This is a genomic window from Methylohalomonas lacus (assembly GCF_024808875.1).
Lineage (GTDB): Bacteria > Pseudomonadota > Gammaproteobacteria > Methylohalomonadales > Methylohalomonadaceae > Methylohalomonas > Methylohalomonas lacus.
The window spans coordinates 30,624-53,960 of sequence record NZ_JANUCT010000011.1; the positions used below are offsets into that span (position 1 = coordinate 30,624).

Below are 23,337 nucleotides of genomic sequence, written 5' to 3' on the forward strand. Positions count from 1 at the left end.
TTGGTTAAACAGTAATGCCTAAGAGAACGGATATTCAATCCATTTTGATCATCGGCGCCGGCCCGATCGTTATCGGTCAGGCCTGCGAGTTCGACTATTCCGGCGCCCAGGCCTGCAAGGCGCTCAAGGAAGAGGGTTTTCGCGTCATCCTGGTGAACTCGAATCCGGCCACCATCATGACCGATCCGAACATGGCCGATGCCACCTATATCGAGCCGGTGCGCTGGGAAGTTGTAGAACGGATCATCGCAAAGGAAAAACCCGACGCACTGCTGCCGACCATGGGCGGTCAGACCGCGCTCAATTGTGCGCTGGATCTCGACAAGCACGGCATTCTGGAAAAGCATGGCGTCCAGCTTATCGGCGCCTCCAAGCAGGCCATCGACATGGCCGAGGATCGGCAGCTGTTCCGTGAAGCCATGTCGCGTATCGGTCTGAGCACACCGCGTTCTGACATAGCTCATAGCATTGAAGAAGCCCGCACCATCCAGGAGTCAACCGGTTTCCCGGTTATCATCCGGCCGTCATTTACCATGGGCGGTTCCGGTGGCGGTATTGCCTATAACCGCGAGGAGTTTGTCGACATTGTCGAGCGCGGCCTGAAGGAGTCGATGAACCACGAGGTGTTGCTGGAACAGTCCGTTCTCGGCTGGAAAGAGTACGAAATGGAGGTGGTGCGCGACAAGAACGACAACTGCATCATTATCTGCTCGATCGAAAACCTCGACCCGATGGGTGTGCATACCGGCGACTCGATCACGGTGGCACCGGCACTGACACTGACCGACAAGGAATATCAGATCATGCGCGACGCCTCCTTGGCGGTGTTGCGCGAGATCGGCGTTGAGACCGGTGGTTCCAACGTCCAGTTCGCGGTCAATCCCGATACCGGCGACATGATCGTCATTGAAATGAATCCGCGCGTGTCACGTTCATCGGCACTGGCGTCGAAAGCGACCGGCTTCCCGATTGCGAAGGTTGCGGCCAAGCTGGCGGTTGGTTACACGCTGGATGAACTTGCCAACGAAATCACCGGCGGCGCGACACCGGCGTCGTTCGAGCCGAGCATCGACTACGTCGTTACCAAGATTCCACGTTTTACGTTCGAGAAATTTCCGCGCGCTGATGATCGTCTGACTACGCAGATGAAGTCGGTCGGTGAGGTCATGGCCATCGGCCGTACGTTCCAGGAATCGCTGCAGAAAGCGATACGGGGCCTGGAAACCGATCACGACGGTTTCACCGAGCGGCTGAAGCCGGATCAGGCCGATGTGGTTGATCGGATTATCGCCGAACTGCGCGTACCGCGTGCCGAGCGGCTATGGTATGTCGGCGAGGCTTTCCGTTACGGCATGAGCATCGACGAGGTACACGAGCATACCTGGATCGATCCCTGGTTCCTGGCACAGATTCGCGATTTGATGCTCGAGGAAGGTCAGGTCAAGACGGATGGTATCGCCGGCCTGACGGCCGAGCGGATCTATCAGCTGAAGCGCAAGGGTTTTTCCGACCGACGTCTGGCACGTTTGCTGGGTACGAACGAGGATGACATCCGCAAGCAGCGTCACGACTTCGGCATCCGCCCGGTCTACAAGCGTGTCGACTCGTGCGCCGCCGAGTTCGCCACGCCGACCGGCTACATGTACTCGACCTACGAAGAGGAAAACGAGGCCGAGCCCAGCGATCGCAAGAAGATCATGGTGCTCGGCGGCGGTCCGAACCGCATCGGTCAGGGCATCGAGTTCGATTACTGCTGTGTACACGCGGCATTTGCCATGCGCGAACTCGGTTACGAAACGATCATGGTCAACTGCAACCCGGAAACCGTATCCACCGACTACGACACGTCCGACCGGTTGTATTTCGAGCCGCTGTCACTGGAAGACGTCCTCGAGATCGTCGAACTCGAGCAGCCCGAGGGCATTATCATCCAGTACGGCGGCCAGACACCGCTGAAACTGGCACGCGCACTGGAAAAGGCGGGTGCACCGATTATCGGCACGTCGCCGGACTCAATCGACCTGGCCGAGGATCGCGAACGTTTCCAGCGCCTGTTGAATGACCTGAACCTGAAGCAGCCGCCGAACCGCACCGCGCGTTCGCTGGAACAGGCCATCACCCTGGCCGAGGAAATCGGCTATCCGCTGGTCGTACGACCATCCTATGTCCTCGGTGGCCGTGCCATGGAAATCGTTTTCGGCGAGGAGGACCTGCGCGAGTACATGGACAAGGCCGTGTCGGTCTCGCATGAATCGCCGGTGTTATTGGACCGGTTCCTCAATGACGCTATCGAGGTGGATGTCGACGCGGTCTGCGATGGCAGCGACGTCGTCATCGGCGGCATCATGGAACATATCGAACAGGCAGGTGTCCACTCCGGTGATTCTGCCTGCTGTCTGCCGCCGCACAGCCTCAGTCGCGAGTTGCAGGACGAGATTGCCGATCAGGTTAAAAGCATGGCAAAAGGCCTGAATGTGGTGGGCCTGATGAATGTCCAGTTCGCGATCCAGAATGGCGCGGTCTTCGTGCTGGAAGTCAATCCGCGTGCCTCGCGTACCGTGCCCTTCGTTTCCAAGGCAGCCGGCGCGCCGCTGGCCAAGATTGCGGCACGTTGCATGGTTGGTCACACACTCAAAGATCAGAACTTCACCCAGGCCATCACTCCCGACTATTATTCAGTCAAGGAAGCGGTTTTCCCGTTTATCAAGTTCCCCGGTGTCGATCCCCTGCTGGGTCCGGAAATGAAGTCGACCGGCGAAGTGATGGGTATCGGGCTCAATTTTGGTGAGGCCTACGCCAAGGCGCAGCTGGCGGCCAACCAGATCATTCCGCGTCAGGGTCTGGCTTTCATCAGTGTCCGTGATGCCGACAAGGCCCAGGCACAAATTGTCGCGGCCGAACTCGATCGGCTCGGTTTCACGCTGTGCGCCACGCATGGCACGGCGCGGGCATTGCGTGACGCCGGCCTGAACTGTCTCGGTGTGAACAAGGTTCGTGAGGGCCAGCCGCACATCGTCGACATGCTGAAAAATGATGAAATCAATCTGATCGTCAATACGACAGAAGGCAAACAGGCAATCGCCGATTCGTTCACGATCCGGCGTACCGCCCTGCAGCACCAGGTGTTCTACACGACCACCATGGCCGGCGCGACCGCCACGATCCTCGCCCTCAAGGAGCAGGACTCGGATCGCGTCAACCGTCTGCAGGATCTGCATCAGGGAGTCTTGAACACCCATGAGTAAAGCACCGATTACAGCCAAGGGCGCAGAGAAACTGCGCGAACAGCTGCACCAGATGAAAAGCGTCGAGCGGCCCAAGATCATCGAGGCCATCGCCGAGGCTCGCGCGCACGGCGATCTCAGCGAAAATGCCGAGTACCATGCTGCCAAGGAGCAGCAAAGCTTTCTCGAAGGCCGCATCAAGGAGCTGGAGATGCATCTTGCCGATGCCCAGGTGATTGACGTGACCAGCGTTAACGCCAACGGCAAGGTGGTGTTTGGTGCCACGGTTGATTTGCTGCATCTGGAGAACGACACCGAGGTGACGTATCAGATCGTCGGCGAAATGGAAGCCGACATTGACAATGGCCTCATCTCGATAAGTTCACCGATCGCCCGGGCCCTGATTGGCAAGAACGAAGGCGACGTCACCAGCGTCCAGGCGCCCGGCGGCGAGGTCGAATATGAAATTCTCGAAGTACGCTATGAATAACGTATCTCGTCGCTCGTATCTCGTATCTCGCAGCTGCCGTTCAGGGGCCGCGAGTTGCTACCCGAGATACGAGATACGCTTCACGAGATACGCATTCGCGTCAGCGAATGAGTAGGTCCCGCTCGCGCGGCTGGTTCCAGAAGCACAGCCGCGACACCTATGTGCGCCAGGCGCAGGCGGCCAACTACCGCGCCCGCTCGGCCTTCAAGCTGGCCGAGATTGACGAGCGCGAAAAACTCTTTCGTCCCGGCCAGACGATCGTCGACCTCGGCGCTGCCCCCGGCAGCTGGTCGCAGTACGTCGCGGAGAAAGTGCAGCCCGGCGGTCGAGTGCTTGCCATCGACCGGCTGGAGATAAAGCCCATCGACGGCGTGAGCCTGATTCACGGCGATCTCGAGGACCCGGCCGTGGTCGAGAAGATCCGGGACTGGCTGGCGGGCCGTCCGGCGGACCTTGTAATCTCGGACGCCGCCCCCAATCTAACGGGTATAGCCGTAACTGATCAGGCCAACATGGCGGCGCTGGGGCGCCTGCTGGTAGGCTTGTGCCCGGCAACCCTGAAACCCGGCGGTCATTTTCTGATCAAGCTGTTCCAGGGCGACGAACTGGCCGCGTATGTTGAGGAATTGCGGGAACATTTCCGTACGGTTGTGACTCGAAAACCTGCAGCCTCGAAAGACACCTCGCGCGAGGTGTATGTCCTCGGGCGGGGCTATAATGTATAGTGGTAGTTACGATTTCTTTATGTCAATCAGCACGTTGTGAGGTATTCGCTTGAACGATATGGCAAAAAACCTGGTTCTCTGGGTCATCATCGCCCTGGTGCTGATGATGGTGTTCCGCAATTTCGGCCCGCCAGAGACAGCCAACGAGATGAAGTACTCGCAATTCCTGAGCTCGGTCAAAAGCGGTCAGGTTGCCGAAGTGACCATCGAGGGACAGACCATCCGCGGCAGCAAGCAGGACGGTTCGAGCTTCATGACCTTCAGTCCGGAAAACAACAACGAGGCGCTGATTGGCACGTTGTTGGATAACAACGTCAGTATTGAGGGCAAGGCACCGGACAGGCAGGGCCTGCTGACGCAGATATTTATTTCCTGGTTCCCGATGCTGTTGCTGATCGGCGTGTGGATCTTCTTTATGCGCCAGATGCAGGGCGGCGGTGGCGGTCGCGGTGCGCTGTCGTTCGGCAAGAGCAAGGCCAAGCTCATGACCGAGGAACAGGTCAAGGTCATGTTCAACGACGTCGCCGGCGTCGAGGAAGCCAAAGAAGATGTCGCCGAACTGGTCGACTTTCTCAGGGACCCGAGCAAGTTTCAGAAGCTGGGTGGCCATATCCCGCGTGGCGTCCTCATGGTGGGACCGCCGGGTACCGGCAAGACCATGCTGGCCAAGGCCATCGCCGGCGAGGCCAAGGTGCCGTTCTTCACGATTTCCGGTTCCGACTTCGTCGAGATGTTTGTCGGTGTCGGTGCCTCGCGCGTGCGCGACATGTTCGAGCAGGCGAAGAAACAGGCCCCGTGCATCATCTTCATCGACGAGATCGATGCGGTCGGCCGCCAGCGTGGCGCCGGTCTCGGTGGCGGGCACGACGAGCGCGAGCAGACGCTGAACCAGTTGCTGGTCGAGATGGACGGCTTCGAGGGCAATGAGGGCATCATCGTCATCGCCGCGACGAACCGTCCCGACGTGCTCGATCCGGCGCTGTTGCGTCCGGGCCGTTTCGACCGCCAAGTGATCGTGCCGTTGCCCGATATCCGCGGCCGCGAGCAGATCCTCAAGGTGCACATGCGCAAGGTAGCGCTCGGCAATAACGTCGATGCCAGCATCATCGCCCGCGGCACGCCGGGTTTCTCCGGTGCCGATCTGGCCAATCTCGCGAACGAGGCGGCGCTGTTCGCCGCGCGTGCCAACAAGACCCATGTCGAGATGGAAGACTTCGAGCGCGCCAAGGACAAGATCATGATGGGCGCCGAGCGCAAGTCCATGGTCATGAGCGAGCAGGAGAAGAAGCTGACCGCCTATCATGAGTCGGGCCATGCCATCGTTGGCCGGCTGATGCCGTCGCATGATCCGGTCTACAAGGTGACGATCATCCCGCGTGGCCGGGCGCTGGGCGTGACCATGTTCCTGCCCGAGGAAGATCGCATGAGTTACAGCAAGGAGCGCCTGAACAGCCAGATATGCAGCCTGTTCGGCGGTCGTCTTGCTGAGCTGCTGATCTTCGGCAAGGAGCATGTGACTACCGGTGCTTCCAACGACATCAAGCGCGCTACCGAGTTGGCCCGCAATATGGTTACGAAGTGGGGGCTGTCCGACAAGCTCGGCCCGTTGACCTACAGCGATGACGATGGCGAGGTGTTTCTCGGCCATTCGGTCACCAAGCACAAGGAAGTCTCGGATGAGACGACGCACCTCATCGACCAGGAAGTGCGCAACATCATTGATGAGAACTACTCGCGTGCCGAGAAGATACTGACCGAGAACATGGACAAGCTGCACATGATGGCGGAAGCGCTGGTCAAGTATGAAACCATCGATGCCAGTCAGATCAATGACATCATGCAGGGCAAGACACCGCGGCCGCCGCAGGGCTGGGATGACAATAATCCGCCCGGCCACGCCAGCGATGCCGGTGACGACGATGCCGTGACCGACAGTAGCGGTGGCCGTAATACCGGGCCTTCCGTCAACGGCCCGCCGGAACCCGCATGACAGGGACGCGTTAACGTGTCCCTGTCATGCGTATCTCGTTTCTCGTGAAGCGTATCTCGTTGAAGTGATAGCTTGGTCTGTCATGGCATTTCCGGAAATAGAGTAGCCGTGATTGAGCTATAAAAAGCTATTTGTTGGCAATAACGAGATACGAGATACAAACGACGAGATACGAAAGTAAGTGGAAAGAAAGTATTTTGGCACCGACGGAATCCGTGGCACGGTTGGCAGCGGCTTCATCACGCCGGAATTTGTCCTGAAGCTTGGCTGGGCCGCCGGCCGCGTGCTCGGCAACGGTCGCAGCGGCCAGGTGCTGATCGGCAAGGACACCCGCATTTCCGGTTACATGTTCGAGTCGGCACTGGAAGCTGGCCTGTCGGCCGCCGGCATGGACATCAGTCTGCTCGGCCCGATGCCGACGCCGGGCATTGCCTACCTGACCCAGAATACCCGGGCGATCGCCGGTGTCGTCATCAGCGCCTCGCACAATCCGTTCGAGGACAATGGCATCAAGTTCTTTTCCAGCAATGGTACCAAGCTGGCAGACAACACCGAACTCGCCATCGAGGCGGAGATGGACCAGCCGGTTACTACGGTCGGTTCGGCCAGCCTTGGCAAGGCGCGCCGCTTCAGCGATGCGCTACGCCGTTATATGGAGTTCTGCAAGTCGACGATCAGTCCGCACGTCAATCTTGAGGGCCTGCATATCGTGCTCGATTGTGCGCATGGAGCCACTTACCAGGTAGCGCCGTTGCTGTTCGAAGAGCTGGGCGCAAGGGTTACCAGTATCGGCAACACGCCCGATGGCCTGAACATCAACCACGAATGTGGTGCCACGGCCCCCGCCAAGCTCCAACGGACCGTGCGCGACACCGGCGCTGATCTAGGCATCGCCTTCGACGGCGACGGCGACCGCGTGATCATGGTTGACGGCAATGGCGAATTGCTGGATGGCGACGAGTTGATGTATATCATTGCCGCTGACCGGCCGACTACGCTCAATGGTACGGTCGTCGGCACGCAGATGAGCAATCTCGGACTGGAGCAGGCACTGCGGGCGCTGGGTCTCGACTTTATCCGCACCAAGGTGGGCGATCGTTACATCTACGAGGCCATGGCAGCGCAGAACCTGGTGCTGGGGGGCGAGACCTCCGGCCATATACTCTGCCTTGAGCTGACGACAACCGGTGACGGCATCATTTCGGCCCTGCAGGTACTGGAGGTGATGTACAACAGTGGCCGCAAGTTGCATGAACTCAAACAGGGCATGCAGAAACTGCCCCAGGTGCTGATCAACGTGCGCCTGCCGCGGCCGATGGATGTGGTTGGTATCGATTCCGTGCAGGCGGCGGTGCGCGATGCGGAATCCGCGCTGGGCGCGCATGGCCGCGTGCTGCTGCGGCCATCAGGAACCGAGCCCGTTGTGCGTGTCATGGTGGAAGGCGAACAGGCAACGCACATCGAGGAACTGGCCCGGCAGATAGCGGGCGCCGTGACCGAAGTCATCGACGGTGCCGAGGCTTCGGCTCCCCGCTGAACCCGTGTAGCATGTCCGGGTCTGATTGACTACCGACTGTATACGGGACGCCCGTGCAGCACACGGGCTTGCCCGAAAAAATGCCAATAACCCATTATTCCAATCAAGGCTTTTACCTATGCATTACATGAAACGTTGTCTGATCCTGCTTGTGCTCTGCGCCATGACCAGTGTGGCCGTGGCGGAACCGGACGAGCCGCGCCGCGAGCCGCAGCGTACCGTGGCCAAATCGGACGCCGTGGATGCGCTCCACTCGTTCCAGGACGACCCCCTGAACGGCCTGCCCGCTGCCCAGATTTTCACCAAGTACGTCAAGGAAGATGGTGAATATCATATCTCCATGACGGAGCGGCTGGTGCCGTGGATGGTGAACCGGCAGGTGCCGCAACGTACCAAGGCGATCCTGCTATCGGCGTTTGTCGCCGGCAATTTCCAGGCGCAACTCGACGACGAGTCCAAGCTCGACGACACGGCCGCTGGCCTGCGCTATACCGTCGAGGTCTATGAAAAGCTGAAGCAGGAAGATCCGACCCTGATGGTGGCCGAACTGGATGAACTGGTCAGCGCCAAGGAAAAGGGCAACCTCGACAGCGCCATAGACCGGATGACCGGCGACGATGGCGGCGACGAATGACCGAGTCTGTGGGGCCGGAGGCTGGCCCGGAGCTAAGATAGTCATTAACTATCAAAAAAATAAATAAATTCAATTTTATTAATGATGCACTGCAGCTATCATTAACACTGCAATTGAAACGTTGAATTCAACAAAATCCACTGGAGGTTAGAAACATGAGCGTTCTGGTAACCCAACAAGCTCCCGATTTTACCGCCGCGGCTGTCATGCCGGACGGCACGTTCAAGGAAGATTTCAAGCTGTCCGACCTGCGCGGCAAGTACGTCGTACTGTTCTTCTGGCCGCTGGACTTCACCTTTGTTTGCCCGTCAGAAATCATCGCGCACAACAACCGTATCCAGCGCTTCAAGGAACTGGGCGTTGAACTGGTCGGCGTGTCGATCGACTCGCACTTCACCCACTTTGCCTGGAAGCAGACGCCGGTCGAAAACGGCGGCATCGGTAACGTCCAGTTCCCGCTGGTGGCCGACGTCAAGCACGAGATCGTGCGTGCCTATGGCATTGAGCATCCGGACGGTGTCGCCCTGCGCGGTTCCTTCCTGATCGACAAGGACGGTGTCGTCCAGCATCAGACCATCAACAACCTGCCGCTGGGCCGTAACGTTGACGAAATGATCCGCCTGGTCGAGGCGCTGCAGTTCACTGAAGAACACGGTGAAGTCTGCCCGGCCGGCTGGCAGAAGGGTCAGAAGGGCATGAAGGCCGACGCTGATGGTGTCGCCAGCTACCTGAAGGAAAACGCCGAGTCCCTGTAAGTACCCAGGGAATCGACTGACCCGGCAAGCCGGTGTGGTTTCCACACCGGCTTCACTAACCAGAGATAAGGTCATTTGACATGAGTAAGCAGACGCCAAGACATATTCGCATGCTGATATTGGGTTCCGGTCCGGCCGGCTACACAGCAGCCATTTATGCAGCGCGCGCCAATCTCAATCCGGTCATGATCACCGGTATCCAGCCGGGCGGTCAGCTGACGACGACCACCGAGGTCGATAACTGGCCCGGTGACGTTGAAGGCCTGCAGGGCCCGGCATTGATGGAGCGTATGCAAAAGCATGCTGAACGCTTCGATACCGAGATCATTTTCGATCACATTCACACGGCGGACGTGACCCAGCGGCCGTTCCTGCTTGAAGGCGATGCTGGTTCCTATACCTGCGACGCGCTGGTAGTTTCAACCGGTGCCAGTGCCCGTTACCTGGGCCTTGAGTCGGAAAGCGCGTTCATGGGCAAGGGTGTATCCGCCTGTGCAACCTGTGACGGCTTCTTCTACAAGGGCCAGAAGGTTGCGGTCATCGGTGGCGGCAATACCGCTGTCGAGGAAACGCTGTACCTGTCCAATATTGCCGCCGAGGTGACGCTGATCCATCGCCGCGATGAACTGCGTGCCGAGAAGATCCTGCAGGACAAGTTGTTCGAGAAGGAGAAGAACGGCAACGTCAACATCATCTGGGATCACGTGCTCGACGAGGTGCTCGGCGACGACAGTGGTGTTAACGGTGCACGGCTGAAGAGTACCAAGGACGACTCGACCCGGGAAATTGACATCTCCGGCCTGTTCATTGCCATCGGTCATGATCCGAATACCGGTATTTTCCGTGGTCAGCTGGACATGAATGAGGAAGGTTACATTCATATCAAGAGTGGCCAGGAAGGCGGTGCGACGCAGACTTCGGTCAAGGGTGTCTTTGCCGCCGGTGACGTCTGCGATCATGTCTACCGTCAGGCGATTACCTCGGCCGGCTTCGGCTGCATGGCCGCCCTGGACGCGGACAAGTACCTCGGTCAGCTCGACGACGAGTTCGAGGCGGCGGAGCGTCATAACAGCGCCAAGGCGGAAACCGCCTAGAGCCATTCCCACGGTTGTCTAGCAGCAGTATCCAAGCCGCGTGTCCGCACGCGGCTTTTTTTATGTCCGCCTTACCGGCGCATGCAACTCTTTGACATTTAAAGATTTTATTTGGCTGTCGGGGGCAATGTGACCGGATTGTGACAATTCGGTTACCATGCGCGCTTCAATAACAAGCAAAACAACGTATGGAGTAGCAGAATGGCGCTAGAGGCCGTTGGCAATCAACTGACACAGGCAGATCCTTCCCCGACCGGCAGGTTGCTGAGGTTTTCCCTGGCACTGTTGTTCATTGTCGGCGTCATCATCTATACCCTCTACTTCGTCGATGCTCCAGTCAGCATGACGCTGGTCGTTGCCGCGGTTGTTGGCGGCTACATGGCCATGGGCATCGGTGCCAACGATGTCGCCAACAATGTCGGTCCGTCGGTCGGCGCAAAAGCGCTGACGCTGGGCGGTGCGTTGATTATTGCGGCGATCTTCGAGGCCGCCGGCGCGCTGATCGCCGGGGGCAACGTGGTCGAGACGATTCGCAAGGGCATCATTGATCCGACCCTGATCCCCGATGCAGCCACCTTTGTCTGGGCTATGCTGGCCGCGCTCCTGGCCGCCGCCCTGTGGCTGAATCTGGCGACCTCGATCGGTGCGCCAGTGTCGACGACCCACTCCATTGTCGGTGCGGTCCTTGGCGGTGGCGTTGCCGCCGCCGGCTTCGGTATCGCCGACTGGGGTCTGGTCAGCAAAATTGCCGCCAGCTGGATCATCTCGCCGGTCATGGGCGGCGTGATCGCGGCGGCCTTCCTCTACATCATCAAGCACAGCATTACCTACCAGACTGACATGGCCTCGGCGGCAGGGCGCCGCCTACCGTTGCTGGTTGCCATCATGGCCTGGGCTTTCGCGACCTATCTGCTGGTCAAGGGACTTGGCAAGATTGTGTCCGTCGGCATGATCGGCGCGCTGATCTATGGCTTAATCATTGCAGTGGTTGTTTTTTTCCTGGTGCGGCCGGTGATCGGTCGCCAGTCGCGCTCCATCGACAATAACAAGCTGTCGGTCAATACGCTGTTCAATGTGCCACTGATATTCGCCTCCGCGCTGTTGTGCTTCGCCCATGGTTCCAACGACGTCGCCAACGCGGTCGGCCCGCTGGCAGCGATCGTCGACGTGATGTCGCAAAGTGACGGCAGCATCGGTGGACAGGCGGCAATACCGCTGTGGGTCATGCTGATCGGTGCACTGGGCCTGTCGGTCGGACTGGCGCTGTTCGGTGCTCGCGTCATCAAGACGGTCGGCACCGAGATTACCGACCTGGACCAGACCCGCGCCTACTGTATCGCCATGGCGGCGACCATTACCGTGATCATCGCCAGTCAACTGGGCCTGCCGATCAGCTCGACGCACACGGCGGTCGGCGCGGTGTTTGGCGTGGGTTTCCTGCGCGAATACTTGAAGACCAGCTATGCGCGCAAGATCGACGAAATCAAGGAGCACCATGCCAACGAGGAGCAGCATGTACTGGACGAATTCCTGCGCGAGTTCGAACAGGCCTCGGCCAGCGACAAGAAACAGATGCTGAAAGATATGAAACGACGCGGCAAGCAGGACAAAAACGCGGTGGTTATTTCCAAGTCCGAGCGCAAGAGCCTGCGCAAGGTCAACCGCGAGGAACTGGTCAAGCGTTCGCTGGTATTCCGCATCGCCGCCGCCTGGATCATCACCGTGCCCGCGTCGGGGCTGATGGCGGCGATGCTCTTCTTCATGATCCGCGGCATGATGCTGCCGGCATAAACTGGGCCGGCTTATGCTCATGGACCTGTGCGAGCGATGGCGCTGCCTGATAGCCTGACAGTTGGCGATGGCTGGAACCGGGTATGCATGACACTCGAATATAGAGGGGCTGTTTTTTCGTGAGGGTTGTCAGCATATGAGTACGCGCCCGGGCTGGGTATTTTACCTCTCGGTCATTCTGCTGATCGCGTTCGCGCTGTTGGGATTCCTCTATCCTGAGCAGCTCGCGTCCGGCTCCCAGGAAGCACTCGATTTCACGACCGTGCATTTCGGCTGGTTGTACCTGTTCGCAACCACGGGGTTCCTGATCTTCTGTATCGGCGTGGCCATGAGTGACCATGGCCATATCCGGCTCGGGGCGGATGGTGAGATGCCCGAATTTTCCTACCTGGCATGGCTGGGGATGATCTTCTCCGCCGGCATGGGGGTGGGTCTGGTGTTCTGGGGCGTGGCTGAACCGATGACGCACTATGTCGATCCGCCGCTCGGCATGGCCGAACCGCGCAGCCCGGAAGCCGCCGGCCTGGGCCTGCGCTATTCACTGTTCCACTGGGGTTTTCACCTGTGGGCCAATTTTGCCGTGGTGGGGCTGGCTATCGCCTATGTCCGATTCCGCCAGCAAAGGCCCGGTCTTATCAGCGAAACCTTCCGATCGACCATGGGAAATCGGGTAGACGGTGCCCTGGGGCACACCATCAACATACTGGCCGTGGTCTCGACGGTGTTCGGTGTGGCGACAACCCTGGGTCTCGGTGTCATCCAGATCAACAGTGGCCTGGATTCGGTGGCCGGCACCGGCTTCGGAACCGACCAACAACTGGCCATACTGGGCGGTGTCGCGGTCGTTTTTCTACTCTGTGCGCTGGCACCGCTGGAAAGTGGTATCCGTCATGTCAGTAACCTCAACATGGTCCTGGCTGCCGGCTTGCTGCTGTTTGTATTCTTTTTGGGGCCCACGGATTTCATTACCGCCGCATTGACGAATGCCATAGGCGACTATTTCGGCAACCTGATCGGCATGAGCCTGGTGATGACGCCTTACACGGGTGGTGACTGGGTTGAACGCTGGACGATTTTTTACTGGGCGTGGGGTCTTTCCTGGGCGCCTTTCGTGGGTACGTTCATCGCCCGCATATCACGGGGGCGGACAGTCAGGGAATTTGTTCTGGGTGTCATTGGCATGCCAGTACTGTTGAGTGCGGTCTGGTTTGCCACCTTTGGTGGCTCGGCGCTGTATTTCGAACTCTTTTCCGAGGCCCGCATCGGCGACGCCGTCACCCGCGAGATGAGTTCGGCATTGTTTGCCACGCTGGAGTATCTGCCCGCGCCCGAGGTGTTAAGCCAGCTGATGCTGGCCCTGATCGTGCTTTTCGTGATCACGTCAGCCAACTCTGCCACCTTTGTTCTGGGTATGTTCACCAGCAAAGGCGTTTTGACCCCGAGCCGCCTGTTGCGCGTGATATGGGGAGTGCTGCAGGTGCTGGTTGCCGGCGTCCTGTTGCTGAGTGGCGGCCTGGCCGCGCTGCAGACGAGTTCCATTCTGGCGGCTTTCCCATTCATGGTGCTTATGGTCTTCATGGCGGCGGCCCTGCTGAAATCCCTGCGCGACGAGCGGCGCCAGATGGAACTGCATCGGGCGTTACTGCAGGAACGGTTGCAACGCATGCTGGAATTGTATGATCCGGATGCCGGCGGCAATAAGAGCGATGGTGAGGAGGAACAGTCCCGATAGGGACGGCCCGCTGCCGCAAAACAGTCCGTGGTTGTCCATGTTCCGCGATAACCTGATCCTTAACTGATTGAAGACCGCATACCATGACCGAGCGACTCTATTTTGCCTATGGTTCCAACATGTCGACCCGGCGCCTGCAGCAGCGGGTGCGCGTTGTTGAAGTGGTGACGGTTGCCTGGCTGGAAGGGCATAGACTGAAATTCCATAAAAAGAGTCACGACGGTTCGGCGAAGTGCGACATCGAGCAGACCGGCGCCCCTGGTGATCGCGTGTACGGTGTTGTATTCCGATTGCCCGCCAGCGATAAGCCGGCGCTCGACGCAATGGAAGATCTGGGACGCAGCTACGCGGAAAAGCGCGTTGTGGTTAACAGCCCGGCGGGCGAACAGTACGAGGCATTCACCTACTACGCGCTTGTTATGGATCCGCAGATGAAACCGTATAGCTGGTACAAGGAACATGTACTGCGCGGTGCGCGCGAACACCATTTGCCGCCGGAATATATTAGTTGTATCGAACGGGTCGCGGCCGTACCGGACCTGGATGCCGAACGGCATGGCGGGGAACTGCTGATATACGATGACCTGCACGAGACATAAACGGTCTGGCGGACTTTCCAGTGACACGGGCAAAGCGGCGGCGGGTGTTCTATAGTTGAGCGGTAACGGTTTCGTTATCGGTCTCCGGTGAATCTCCGATATGTCAAACAGGCGCCGCAATGAGCGACTGGTACGTGCCCTGGCGTTAGCCGGCATCGGCCTGCTGGTCGGTGTGGCTGCGGGTCTCGGTATCGGTGTGCTGATGAAAGATCTGTTGATGGGGGCGGGCATCGGCCTGGCTCTGGGCGCGGGGATCGGCGGTGTGCCGGCGGCGCTGCTGTACGGCGGCGATATCGATCTCTGAGGCATATCTTGCAGCTGCGGGGAGGGGGAATGAACCAGGAACTCTATTTCTGCCGCCGCATTGTCACGGTGTTGCTGGTTTGTCTGATCACCGCTACGTCATCCGTGCCGGCGCAGGAGGCGGACGTCCCCGACTGGCTCGGCGGCAGGGCGGACACGGTCGAGCGTACCGAACGCTGTGCGTTGTATGCCTGGTTCCTCGATGAGGCCGACCGTAAGACCGACAACGAGGCCAGCCGCGACGAGCTGGCCAGAATGCGGGTTATCAATATCGCCAACAAGCTGGCGGATCATCATGCGACAGCTGAGGCAGCCGATGAGCAGACCTACGCCGCCCGGCTGAAATTCCTTGTGTTCGGCGAGCCCGGACCGTATCACTTTTCTTTCCGGATTGAACGCCAACGGCTGGAGCAACTGCTGTGCGCCGATTGCGCTGACGATGCGCCCGGATAGTGACGGCCATTTCCGCTGACAGATCGAGCACGATGGGCTGACCATACTGGCAGCGCGCATGTATTTGTGTATAAATAAACCCGATAGCGACCCGGACAGGGATGTGACATGAAACAACAGATCCGCAAACTCGCCCTGCATCAAAACGCCAAGGTGATGGCAGTATGGCTTGCAGTCAGTAGCCTGATATTTCTGCTGCCCATGCTTGTAGTTACGGCACTGACCATGCCACTGGTGGATCAGAACGGCAATCCGATCGAATTTCCCTTATTCGTTTTCCTGTTGATGCCTTTCTTTTACCTGGTGTTCGGTTATATTTCCATTGTAATCGGCTGCCTGATTTACAATCTGCTGGCCACATACATTGGCGGCATAGAGTTCGAGCTGACGAACAGCGATGAACAAAAACAAGACTGAATACCTGGCCTGGAACTGGCGCGGGCTATTAATCCGCTTGCTGATGGCCGGGATCGGGGATGGGTAATTACTGGGCATACGGGGGATGCAGATATGAACTTATTCCAGAATGGCCGGCTGTGGCTCGGCTTTTTGATACCGTTTCTGGCCGTCGGCCTGCCGTACTGGCTGCTGCCCTATGACCGGGTCAATGTCCCGGACGCGCTGCTCACGCCGGGCCTGGCCCTAGTCGCGTTCGCGGCACTGGTGCTGTGCGCCTGTCGGTTAACCTCGTTCTGGAAGGCCACCTGGATCGCGGCCGCCGCTGTGCCGGCCGTAGTCATGGCCCGGGTGCTGGTCGAGGGTCTCATGGCCCCCACGTCCCACAACCTCTGGCCGCTGGAGCTCATCATCGCGCTGCCGGTCGGTTTCGTCCCCGCCCTCGCCGGCGCCATAGTCGGCGGCCTGTTCGTACGGCTGAATACCGGGCGCTGATGTGCATGCGCCGAGAACACATCCCATGAACCTGTTCACCGGCCTCGGCATCCTGCTGGGCATCTATACTATCCATGCCGCCATGACCGGTGAAGTCTTTGCCAAATCCGGCCCCTGGGGACGTACTGTCCAGCAGGCCGGTCTGTAGGTCGCTGTCCGGTAGCAGTGGATTATGTCAGGTACTTCATGAGGCCTGTGCGCCACTGGCACCGCGTTTTCAAATGGTATCACTGGTCTAATAAAAGATGGATCTACGATCAGGCGCCGAGGAGACCAATTAATCTACCCGAAGGTACAAAGGAAGACATCTTAATATCCGTTCCGAACGGATTTTTTCTCGGGGAAGTGCAAAAAGCAGAGGTGCATGATCAGGCGGGAATGCTTGGAAGGTCACATGGCCAAGGCTAGGACGACTTCAAACTTTGATTAGAAGTCAGGCTATTTATGACAAACAGGAAGAAAACGAGCGTCAGCAGTGCAAGGTTAAAGGGTATTTAGCTGGGGAGTACTTCCATATTTATGCTCAGTGGAACCAAGAACCAGGGAAAAAGAACTCGTTCAAGGGGCGATTTTTCCGATTCCAGACACGGCAAGAATATGAGCGTAAGTGGTGAGATTTAGTAGAGAATCAGATCCCGAGCCTTCTGCGAGAGGAAGTTTTAGAAATTCAATGAATATAATAATCGACTGCACAGCGACCGTTTTTCCGCCACTTTGCGGCTCCAAACCGGCGCGTGAGCCGGGCGTTATGTTCTTAGAGTGCAATTCCAAATGCTGAAAGTATTAGCTTGGATCGGAGTCGTGTCATCGATCGTTCTGCTTGCCCTAGCCGCCTGGCCATTCTCTGGTTATTGCTCTGGTAGGTTCATGGGATTCGACTGTGAAAGCCGAGCGATCTTCGGCGTCAATATGTTTGGACCCCTTGGAATACTGGGCGCTATTTGTTCAGCCTGGTCGCTGAAGTACAAGACAGCAGTGCCGCAATTCGTTTTGCTCTTCGGCTTCATAGCCATCATGACTTACTGGCTTGCTCACGCGCTATGACATATTTCGGAGAAGAGTACATAACAAGTCGCTCAAGTACGTTCCGGCCCTATCGGGCCTCCACCGGACGCGCTTAGCTAATCGTTAAATTGACCGCAACAACTCGTTAATACCCACCTTGGCGCGGGTCTTGGCGTCAACGCGCTTGACGATCACGGCGCAGTAGAGACTGTAGCTGCCGTCGGAGGAGGGCAGGTTGCCGGAGACGACGACCGAGCCGGGCGGGATTTTGCCGAAGCTGGTCTCGCCGGTTTCACGGTTGAAGATCTTGGTGCTCTGGCCGATGTACACGCCCATCGAAATCACCGAGCCCTCGCCGACGATCACGCCTTCAACAATTTCCGAGCGCGCGCCGATGAAGCAGTTGTCCTCGATGATTGTGGGGGCGGCCTGCAGCGGTTCCAGTACGCCACCGATGCCCACGCCGCCCGAGAGGTGAACGTCCTTGCCAATCTGGGCACAGGAGCCGACCGTCGCCCAGGTGTCGACCATGGTGCCGGTGTCGACGTAGGCGCCGATGTTGGTGTAGCTGGGCATGAGTACGGTGTTGGGCGCGATGTAGCTGCCATAGCGGGCGGTGGCCGGCGGTACGACACGCATGCCCATCTTCTCGAAGTCGGTCTGGTCGAGGCCGTTGAATTTCATCTTTACCTTGTCGAAGTAGTTGGTGAAGTTGCCCTCGATGACCTCGTTGTCGTTCAGGCGGAACGACATCAGCACGGCTTTTTTCAGCCATTCGTTGACGATCCAGTCGCCATCCTTTTTCTCGGCCACGCGCAGACTGCCGTTGTCGAGACCGGCCAACGCCTCGTCGACGGCGGATTTGAGTTCGCTGTCGGCATTCTTGGCATTGATGTCGGCGCGGCGTTCGAAAGCGTTATTGATGATTTCCTGGATGTTGCTCATTGTTGTGAATCCTTGGATTTTTGACGGGTTGCCGGATCAGGCCGGCACGGGAAATTCAGGACAGGGATTGTACTAGATTCCGGATGCGCTGTGCTGCCTCGACGCAGTTGTCGACCGGAGCGACCAGGGCAATGCGCACGCGGTTTTCGCCTGGATTGATGCCGCCGGTCTCGCGCGACAGGTAGCTGCCGGGCAGGACCGTGACGTTTTCGCGCCGCTTGAGTTCATGGGCGAATTCGGTGTCGCTGACCGGCGTCTTCGGCCACAGGTAGAAGCCGCCGGCCGGGCGCTCGACCTCCATAACCGGCTGCAGGATTTCCAGCGCGCGGTCGAATTTCTCGCGGTAGAAGTTGCGGTTTTCCAGCACGTGCGATTCGTCGTTCCAGGCGGCGATGCTGGCCATCTGCGCGTACGGCGCCATGGCACAGCCGTGATAGGTGCGGTAGCGCAGGAACTGGCGAATCAGTTCGGCGTCGCCGCCGACGAAGCCCGAGCGCATGCCCGGCGCGTTCGAGCGTTTCGACAGGCTGTGGAAAGCCAGCAGACGCCGGTAGTCGTCGCGACCGTGGCGCGCGGCGGCCTCCAGGATGCCGAGCGGTGGCACGGCCTCGTCCGGATAGATCTCGCTGTAGCATTCGTCGGCGGCGATGACGAAGTCGTGTTCATCGGCCAGCGCGAACAGACGTTCGTACGTGGCTTGCGGAATGACGGCGCCGGCCGGGTTGCCCGGTGAGCACAGGTACAACAGCTGGCAGCGCTGCCAGTCGGTGGCTGTCACGCTGTCGAGGTCGGGCAGGAAACCGCTGGCCTGCGTGCAGTTGAGATACTGTGGTTCGGCGCCGGCGAGCAGTGCCGCGCCCTCGTAGATCTGGTAGAACGGGTTCGGCATCAGGACCTTCGCATCCTTGGCCGTGCCGTCGACCAGGCACTGGGCGATGGCGAACAGCGCCTCGCGCGTGCCGTTGACCGGGATGACGTGCTGCTCCGGGTCGATGCTGCCGGGGCTGAGTTTGAAGCGGCGCGTCAGCCAGTCGCTGATGGCGATGCGCAGTTCGGCGATGCCGCGGGTCGTCGGGTAGCGGCCGGCATCTTCAAGATGGCTGCCGAGCGCGGCGCGGATCAGGCTCGGCGTCGGGTGCTTGGGCTCGCCGATCGACAGGTCGATGGGCGTGCGCTCGGCCGCCGGCGTCACGTCGGCGAATAACTGCGCCAGCTTTTCAAACGGGTACGGCTGCAGGTGTTCGAGTCCCTTGTTCATCCCGGTCGTCCTTTAGCTTTGCTCCTTGGGCAGGCGCAAGCTACCGGAAATGCGCCGGCGCGTATAGTTTTCCGCCACGCGCATCAGCCGTCGGCGGATTTTCTGCTACCCTGTCGCGCTTATGTCCGCGCCGCGATCCATCCTGCTGCCTGTCGCCAGCTGCCTGCTCGCCGCGACCCTGTGGGGCACGTTCTGGTTCCCGTTGCGCCAGTTCGAGGCGCAGGGTCTACCGGGCGTGTGGGCGACGCTGGTGATCTACATTGGCGCCACGCTGGCCCTGCTGCCGTGGCTGTGGTCGCGGCGCATTGGTCTGCCAGGCCAGCTGCGGCAACAGCCGCTGAACCTGCTGGTGATTGCCATCGCCGCCGGTTGGACCAATCTGGCCTTTATCCTCGCGCTGCTCGACGGCACCGTCGTGCGCGTGCTGCTGTTGTTTTACCTGGCACCGATGTGGACTGTGATCCTCGGCTGGCTGATCCTGCGCGAGCGCCCGGATCGTACCGCTGGTGTCACCCTGGCGCTGGCGCTGACCGGCGGCGTGATCATGCTCTGGCCCGAGCGCACCGCGACGCTGACGGCGGCGCTGAGCCGGGCCGACCTGCTGGCGCTGTCGGCCGGCTTTGGCTTTGCCCTGAACAACGTGATGATCCGCCGCTCGGGACCGCTGCCGATGGGCTTCAAGATGCTGGCGGCCTGGATCGGCGTGCTGGTGCTGACCGTCGGCACGATCCTGCTGTTCGACCGTGAACTGCCGGCCGCGGCGACCATGCCGGGCTGGGTGGGGGCATTCGTCTTTGGCCTGCTGGGCATGACATTGATGACCTTCAGTGCCCAGTACGGTGTCACGCACCTGCCGGTGTACCGTTCGGCGGTGATCTTTCTGTTCGAGATCGTCGCCGGCGCGGTCTCGGCCTGGTTGCTGAGCCAGGAGGTGATTACGCCGCGCGAATGGATCGGTGGGTCGCTGGTCATCCTGGCCGCCTGGCAATCGGCGCGCGCCGAACAACGACGCGACAGCGACTGACGGCGAGGCGGCGTATTCAAGCCGGCGCCGCGCTGCGGTATGCTTGGCAACTTTTTGACGCCACGGCGCCGATTCATTGAATGAACATTAATACGCCGACCACAGGAAGCGAGCAGTCATGTCCAGTGAAATATTGATATTGCCCGGCGACGGTATCGGTCCCGAGATCGTTGCCGAGGCGGAGAAGGTACTGAATGCGCTGCGGCGCGATCACGATCTCGACATAGAGATCAAGCACGGTCTGGTTGGCGGTGCCGCGATCGATGCGCTCGGCAAACCGCTGCCGGACGCCACCCTGGAAGCCGCGCGCGCCGCCGATGCGGTGCTGCTGGGTGCGGTCGGCGGGCCGAAGTGGGAGACCATCGAACGCTCGATCCGGCCGGAGCGCGGTCTGCTGGCGCTGCGCGCCGGGCTCGGCCTGTTCGCCAACCTGCGCCCGGCCATGCTCTACGCCGAGCTCGCCGGCGCCTCGTCATTAAAGCCGGAAGTTGTCGCCAATCTTGATATCATGATCGTGCGTGAACTTACCGGCGGCATCTATTTCGGCGAGCCGCGCGGGATCGAAACGCGCGCCGACGGCGAACGCGAGGGCTTCAACACCGAGCGTTACAGTGAGAGCGAGATCAAACGTATCGCCCGCATCGCCTTCGAGATCGCCGGCAAGCGCCAGGGCCGGGTGTGCTCGATCGACAAGGCCAACGTGCTCGAGGCGACCGAACTGTGGCGCGAGGTTGTGACCGAGGTCGCAGCGGAGTATCCGGATATCGCGTTAACTCACATGTATGTGGACAACGCCGCCATGCAGCTGGTGCGGGCACCGAAACAGTTCGACGTCATGCTGACCAACAATATCTTCGGCGATATCCTGTCGGATCTGGCGTCGATGCTGACCGGCTCGATCGGCCTGCTGCCGTCGGCGTCGCTGGCAGCCAGCCGCCAGGGGCTGTACGAACCGATTCACGGTTCGGCGCCGGACATCGCCGGACGCAATATTGCCAACCCGCTGGCAACGATCCTGTCGGTGGCAATGCTGCTGCGCTACTCGCTGGATGAGAAAGACCTGGCCGAACGCGTCGAGGGCGCGGTGCAGAAGGTGCTCGCCGACGGCTTTCGCACCGCCGACATCGCCGGCGACGATGTTACGCCGGTGGGCACCGGCGAGATGGGTGACGCGGTGGTGGCGGCATTGGCGAATTGAATGGTGAATATTTCGGATGAGAGGACCTTAGAAGTTTTATGGCTTTATCCGAATGTTCACGCTTCACGAGATACGGGTTAACGAGGAACGATTTAAATGAGTGACAGGCAGTTCAATGTGGCCGTGGTCGGTGCGACCGGTGCCGTCGGCGAAACCATGCTGGCGATACTTGAGCAGCGCAAATTCCCGATCAAGCGACTGCACGTCCTGGCGAGCAGTCGTTCGGCCGGCAAGACGGTGCAGTTTCGCGGCGAGTCGTTGACGGTCGAGGATCTGGAAACCTTCGACTTCAGCGATGTCGATATCGGCCTGTTTTCGGCCGGCGGCTCGGTGTCGGCGGTCCATGCGCCGCGCGCCGCCAGTGCCGGTTGCGTTGTCATCGACAACACCTCGCAGTTTCGTCGCGATGCGGATATCCCGCTGATCGTGCCGGAAGCGAACAGTCACGCGATCGCCGGCTATAAGCAGCGCGGCATCATCGCCAATCCGAACTGCTCCACCATCCAGATGGTGGTGGCATTGAAGCCGATCCACGAGGCGGTGGGCATCGAGCGCATCAATGTCTGCACCTACCAGGCGGTCTCCGGGACCGGCAAGCGCGCGATCGACGAGATGTACGCGCAGAGTCGCGCCGTGCTTGCCGACGAGGCGGTGGAGATGGCGGTCTATCCGAAGCAGATCGCGTTCAATGCGCTGCCGCACATCGATACGTTCCAGGACAACGGCTATACCCGCGAAGAGATGAAGATGGTGTGGGAAACCCAGAAAATCCTGGAAAATGACCAGATCCGCATCAATCCGACCACCGTGCGGATACCGGTGGCTTTCGGTCATTCCGAGGCGGTGCATATCGAGACCGAGGACAAGATCTCGGTCGACGAGGTGCGCCAGCTACTTGAGGCTGCGCCCGGCATTGAGGTCATCGACGAGCGCTGTGACGGTGGTTACCCGACCGCGGTGACCGAGGCCGCGGGCAACGATCCCGTCTATGTCGGCCGTATTCGCGAGGATATCTCGCACCCGCGCGGCATCAATTTATGGGTAGTAGCCGACAATGTGCGCAAGGGGGCGGCACTGAACAGTGTTCAAATCGCTGAAATTTTGGTAAAAGACCATTTGTAAACTATAGTTAAGCAATGTTTATAAAGCAGGTTCGCAGGTTTTGGCGCAAATTGGCGGGCGTCATTGGGTCGTTGCGGGCCATGCCGGCGGGATAAGAAATTCCCGCCGTATTACAACGGCTTAAGTCGTAGTTGCCGGGATTTGTACAAACTGACACAAGTGTACGGAACTGAATGATCAGACGACTCACGTGGGGGCTGGGTTTTTACCTGTTACTGGCCGGTGTGCCGGCGTTGGCGCTGGCGCCTGCGGGTATCAACGTCGATTCTTCCCTGAATCAGCCACTCGAGGCACACATTCCCCTGCACAACGCGACCGCCGGGCAACTGATGAGCCTCCGGGTCAGCCAGACCGGTGCGGCGACTGGCCTGGCCGGCAACCGGCTGCGTTTTCGTGTTGAAAACGATGCCAGCGGCGGGCCCGTTCTATGGTTGACCACAGCGGCGCCCGTCAAGGAGCCGGCACTCAGTTTCGTGCTGGAGTTTGCCTGGGAGGGCGGACAATTATCACGGGAATACACGATACTGCTGGATCCCCGGTAACCGGGACCGGCGCGGTGCGATCTGA

Annotated in this window: 22 protein-coding genes; 20 read left to right on the forward strand and 2 right to left on the reverse strand. The window is 59.5% G+C overall.

Annotation, left to right across the window (positions count from 1 at the left end; all coding sequences use genetic code 11):
• Positions 1-14: 14 nt before the first annotated feature.
• From carB to J2T55_RS08725, 16 genes are all read left to right on the forward strand, one after another.
• The gene (gene carB / locus J2T55_RS08650) at positions 15-3,245 is read left to right on the forward strand and encodes a carbamoyl-phosphate synthase large subunit (RefSeq protein ID WP_259055669.1); all 3,231 of its coding nucleotides are present in this window, start codon (positions 15-17) and stop codon (positions 3,243-3,245) included.
• Positions 3,238-3,714, forward strand: a complete 477-nt coding sequence (greA, locus tag J2T55_RS08655; protein WP_259055671.1) for a transcription elongation factor GreA — start codon at positions 3,238-3,240, stop codon at positions 3,712-3,714. Before carB ends, greA begins: the two co-directional genes overlap by 8 nt.
• A 107-nt stretch (positions 3,715-3,821) precedes the next feature.
• Positions 3,822-4,439 (forward strand): RlmE family RNA methyltransferase, encoded by a 618-nt coding sequence (locus tag J2T55_RS08660; RefSeq protein ID WP_259055672.1) that lies wholly within the window; start codon positions 3,822-3,824, stop codon positions 4,437-4,439.
• Between the two features lie 49 nt (positions 4,440-4,488).
• Positions 4,489-6,429 (forward strand): ATP-dependent zinc metalloprotease FtsH, encoded by a 1,941-nt coding sequence (gene ftsH / locus J2T55_RS08665; RefSeq protein WP_259055674.1) that lies wholly within the window; start codon positions 4,489-4,491, stop codon positions 6,427-6,429.
• A 181-nt stretch (positions 6,430-6,610) separates the two neighbouring features.
• On the forward strand, positions 6,611-7,966 hold the full coding sequence (gene glmM / locus J2T55_RS08670) for a phosphoglucosamine mutase (RefSeq protein ID WP_259055677.1): 1,356 nt from the start codon (positions 6,611-6,613) through the stop codon (positions 7,964-7,966).
• A 118-nt stretch (positions 7,967-8,084) separates the two neighbouring features.
• Positions 8,085-8,600 (forward strand): hypothetical protein, encoded by a 516-nt coding sequence (locus tag J2T55_RS08675; protein ID WP_259055679.1) that lies wholly within the window; start codon positions 8,085-8,087, stop codon positions 8,598-8,600.
• A 155-nt stretch (positions 8,601-8,755) separates the two neighbouring features.
• Positions 8,756-9,355, forward strand: coding sequence for a peroxiredoxin (locus tag J2T55_RS08680; protein ID WP_259055681.1), 600 nt, complete (start codon positions 8,756-8,758; stop codon positions 9,353-9,355).
• 80 nt (positions 9,356-9,435) lie between these two features.
• Positions 9,436-10,449, forward strand: a complete 1,014-nt coding sequence (trxB, locus tag J2T55_RS08685) for a thioredoxin-disulfide reductase (RefSeq protein WP_259055684.1) — start codon at positions 9,436-9,438, stop codon at positions 10,447-10,449.
• A 201-nt stretch (positions 10,450-10,650) separates the two neighbouring features.
• Positions 10,651-12,240 carry an inorganic phosphate transporter gene (locus J2T55_RS08690; RefSeq protein ID WP_259055685.1) on the forward strand — a complete coding sequence of 530 codons (1,590 nt, stop codon included), beginning with the start codon at positions 10,651-10,653 and terminating at the stop codon, positions 12,238-12,240.
• Positions 12,241-12,376: 136 nt separating this feature from the next.
• Entirely contained in the window at positions 12,377-13,972 is a 1,596-nt protein-coding gene (locus J2T55_RS08695; protein ID WP_259055688.1) for a BCCT family transporter, read from the forward strand.
• An 83-nt stretch (positions 13,973-14,055) separates the two neighbouring features.
• Complete coding sequence (locus J2T55_RS08700; protein ID WP_259055689.1) at positions 14,056-14,571, forward strand: gamma-glutamylcyclotransferase family protein; 516 nt, start codon at positions 14,056-14,058, stop codon at positions 14,569-14,571.
• A gap of 100 nt (positions 14,572-14,671) precedes the next feature.
• On the forward strand, positions 14,672-14,875 hold the full coding sequence (locus tag J2T55_RS08705) for a hypothetical protein (RefSeq protein WP_259055690.1): 204 nt from the start codon (positions 14,672-14,674) through the stop codon (positions 14,873-14,875).
• A gap of 29 nt (positions 14,876-14,904) precedes the next feature.
• Positions 14,905-15,327: a hypothetical protein gene (locus J2T55_RS08710; RefSeq protein ID WP_259055691.1), complete on the forward strand. Its 423-nt coding sequence runs from the start codon at positions 14,905-14,907 to the stop codon at positions 15,325-15,327.
• A gap of 108 nt (positions 15,328-15,435) precedes the next feature.
• Entirely contained in the window at positions 15,436-15,744 is a 309-nt protein-coding gene (locus tag J2T55_RS08715; protein ID WP_259055693.1) for a hypothetical protein, read from the forward strand.
• 93 nt (positions 15,745-15,837) lie between these two features.
• On the forward strand, positions 15,838-16,218 hold the full coding sequence (locus tag J2T55_RS08720; protein ID WP_259055694.1) for a hypothetical protein: 381 nt from the start codon (positions 15,838-15,840) through the stop codon (positions 16,216-16,218).
• Between the two features lie 25 nt (positions 16,219-16,243).
• Positions 16,244-16,366, forward strand: coding sequence for a hypothetical protein (locus J2T55_RS08725; protein ID WP_259055695.1), 123 nt, complete (start codon positions 16,244-16,246; stop codon positions 16,364-16,366).
• A gap of 980 nt (positions 16,367-17,346) precedes the next feature.
• Here the strand turns inward: J2T55_RS08725 and dapD are convergent.
• Together dapD and dapC are read right to left on the reverse strand one after the other, a co-directional pair.
• Positions 17,347-18,168 (reverse strand): 2,3,4,5-tetrahydropyridine-2,6-dicarboxylate N-succinyltransferase, encoded by an 822-nt coding sequence (gene dapD, locus J2T55_RS08730; protein WP_259055696.1) that lies wholly within the window; start codon positions 18,166-18,168, stop codon positions 17,347-17,349.
• A gap of 55 nt (positions 18,169-18,223) precedes the next feature.
• Positions 18,224-19,426, reverse strand: a complete 1,203-nt coding sequence (gene dapC, locus J2T55_RS08735) for a succinyldiaminopimelate transaminase (RefSeq protein WP_259055698.1) — start codon at positions 19,424-19,426, stop codon at positions 18,224-18,226.
• A gap of 121 nt (positions 19,427-19,547) precedes the next feature.
• On the opposite strand from dapC, the gene J2T55_RS08740 reads away from it, so the two are divergent.
• The 4 genes from J2T55_RS08740 to J2T55_RS08755 all read left to right on the forward strand — a co-directional run bounded on the left by J2T55_RS08740 (position 19,548) and on the right by J2T55_RS08755 (position 23,312).
• Entirely contained in the window at positions 19,548-20,450 is a 903-nt protein-coding gene (locus J2T55_RS08740; protein WP_259055699.1) for a DMT family transporter, read from the forward strand.
• 118 nt (positions 20,451-20,568) lie between these two features.
• The gene (gene leuB, locus J2T55_RS08745; protein ID WP_259055701.1) at positions 20,569-21,648 is read left to right on the forward strand and encodes a 3-isopropylmalate dehydrogenase; all 1,080 of its coding nucleotides are present in this window, start codon (positions 20,569-20,571) and stop codon (positions 21,646-21,648) included.
• 96 nt (positions 21,649-21,744) lie between these two features.
• Entirely contained in the window at positions 21,745-22,770 is a 1,026-nt protein-coding gene (locus tag J2T55_RS08750) for an aspartate-semialdehyde dehydrogenase (protein WP_259055702.1), read from the forward strand.
• A 173-nt stretch (positions 22,771-22,943) separates the two neighbouring features.
• Entirely contained in the window at positions 22,944-23,312 is a 369-nt protein-coding gene (locus tag J2T55_RS08755) for a type IV pilus assembly protein FimV (protein WP_259055703.1), read from the forward strand.
• Positions 23,313-23,337 lie beyond the last annotated feature (25 nt).

What these genes read in the sequence shown, in the direction of transcription:
- J2T55_RS08700 (WP_259055689.1), top strand. Translation starts at nt 14,056, where the DNA reads ATGACCGAGCGACTCTATTTTGCCTATGGTTCCAACATGTCGACCCGG.
- J2T55_RS08695 (WP_259055688.1), top strand. Translation starts at nt 12,377, where the DNA reads ATGAGTACGCGCCCGGGCTGGGTATTTTACCTCTCGGTCATTCTGCTG.
- dapC (WP_259055698.1), bottom strand. Translation starts at nt 19,426, where the DNA reads ATGAACAAGGGACTCGAACACCTGCAGCCGTACCCGTTTGAAAAGCTG.
- J2T55_RS08680 (WP_259055681.1), top strand. Translation starts at nt 8,756, where the DNA reads ATGAGCGTTCTGGTAACCCAACAAGCTCCCGATTTTACCGCCGCGGCT.
- J2T55_RS08710 (WP_259055691.1), top strand. Translation starts at nt 14,905, where the DNA reads ATGAACCAGGAACTCTATTTCTGCCGCCGCATTGTCACGGTGTTGCTG.
- J2T55_RS08725 (WP_259055695.1), top strand. Translation starts at nt 16,244, where the DNA reads ATGAACCTGTTCACCGGCCTCGGCATCCTGCTGGGCATCTATACTATC.
- dapD (WP_259055696.1), bottom strand. Translation starts at nt 18,168, where the DNA reads ATGAGCAACATCCAGGAAATCATCAATAACGCTTTCGAACGCCGCGCC.
- J2T55_RS08690 (WP_259055685.1), top strand. Translation starts at nt 10,651, where the DNA reads ATGGCGCTAGAGGCCGTTGGCAATCAACTGACACAGGCAGATCCTTCC.
- J2T55_RS08675 (WP_259055679.1), top strand. Translation starts at nt 8,085, where the DNA reads ATGCATTACATGAAACGTTGTCTGATCCTGCTTGTGCTCTGCGCCATG.
- J2T55_RS08715 (WP_259055693.1), top strand. Translation starts at nt 15,436, where the DNA reads ATGAAACAACAGATCCGCAAACTCGCCCTGCATCAAAACGCCAAGGTG.
- leuB (WP_259055701.1), top strand. Translation starts at nt 20,569, where the DNA reads ATGTCCAGTGAAATATTGATATTGCCCGGCGACGGTATCGGTCCCGAG.
- J2T55_RS08750 (WP_259055702.1), top strand. Translation starts at nt 21,745, where the DNA reads ATGAGTGACAGGCAGTTCAATGTGGCCGTGGTCGGTGCGACCGGTGCC.
- J2T55_RS08740 (WP_259055699.1), top strand. Translation starts at nt 19,548, where the DNA reads ATGTCCGCGCCGCGATCCATCCTGCTGCCTGTCGCCAGCTGCCTGCTC.
- greA (WP_259055671.1), top strand. Translation starts at nt 3,238, where the DNA reads ATGAGTAAAGCACCGATTACAGCCAAGGGCGCAGAGAAACTGCGCGAA.
- J2T55_RS08660 (WP_259055672.1), top strand. Translation starts at nt 3,822, where the DNA reads ATGAGTAGGTCCCGCTCGCGCGGCTGGTTCCAGAAGCACAGCCGCGAC.
- trxB (WP_259055684.1), top strand. Translation starts at nt 9,436, where the DNA reads ATGAGTAAGCAGACGCCAAGACATATTCGCATGCTGATATTGGGTTCC.
- carB (WP_259055669.1), top strand. Translation starts at nt 15, where the DNA reads ATGCCTAAGAGAACGGATATTCAATCCATTTTGATCATCGGCGCCGGC.
- J2T55_RS08720 (WP_259055694.1), top strand. Translation starts at nt 15,838, where the DNA reads ATGAACTTATTCCAGAATGGCCGGCTGTGGCTCGGCTTTTTGATACCG.
- J2T55_RS08705 (WP_259055690.1), top strand. Translation starts at nt 14,672, where the DNA reads ATGTCAAACAGGCGCCGCAATGAGCGACTGGTACGTGCCCTGGCGTTA.
- J2T55_RS08755 (WP_259055703.1), top strand. Translation starts at nt 22,944, where the DNA reads ATGATCAGACGACTCACGTGGGGGCTGGGTTTTTACCTGTTACTGGCC.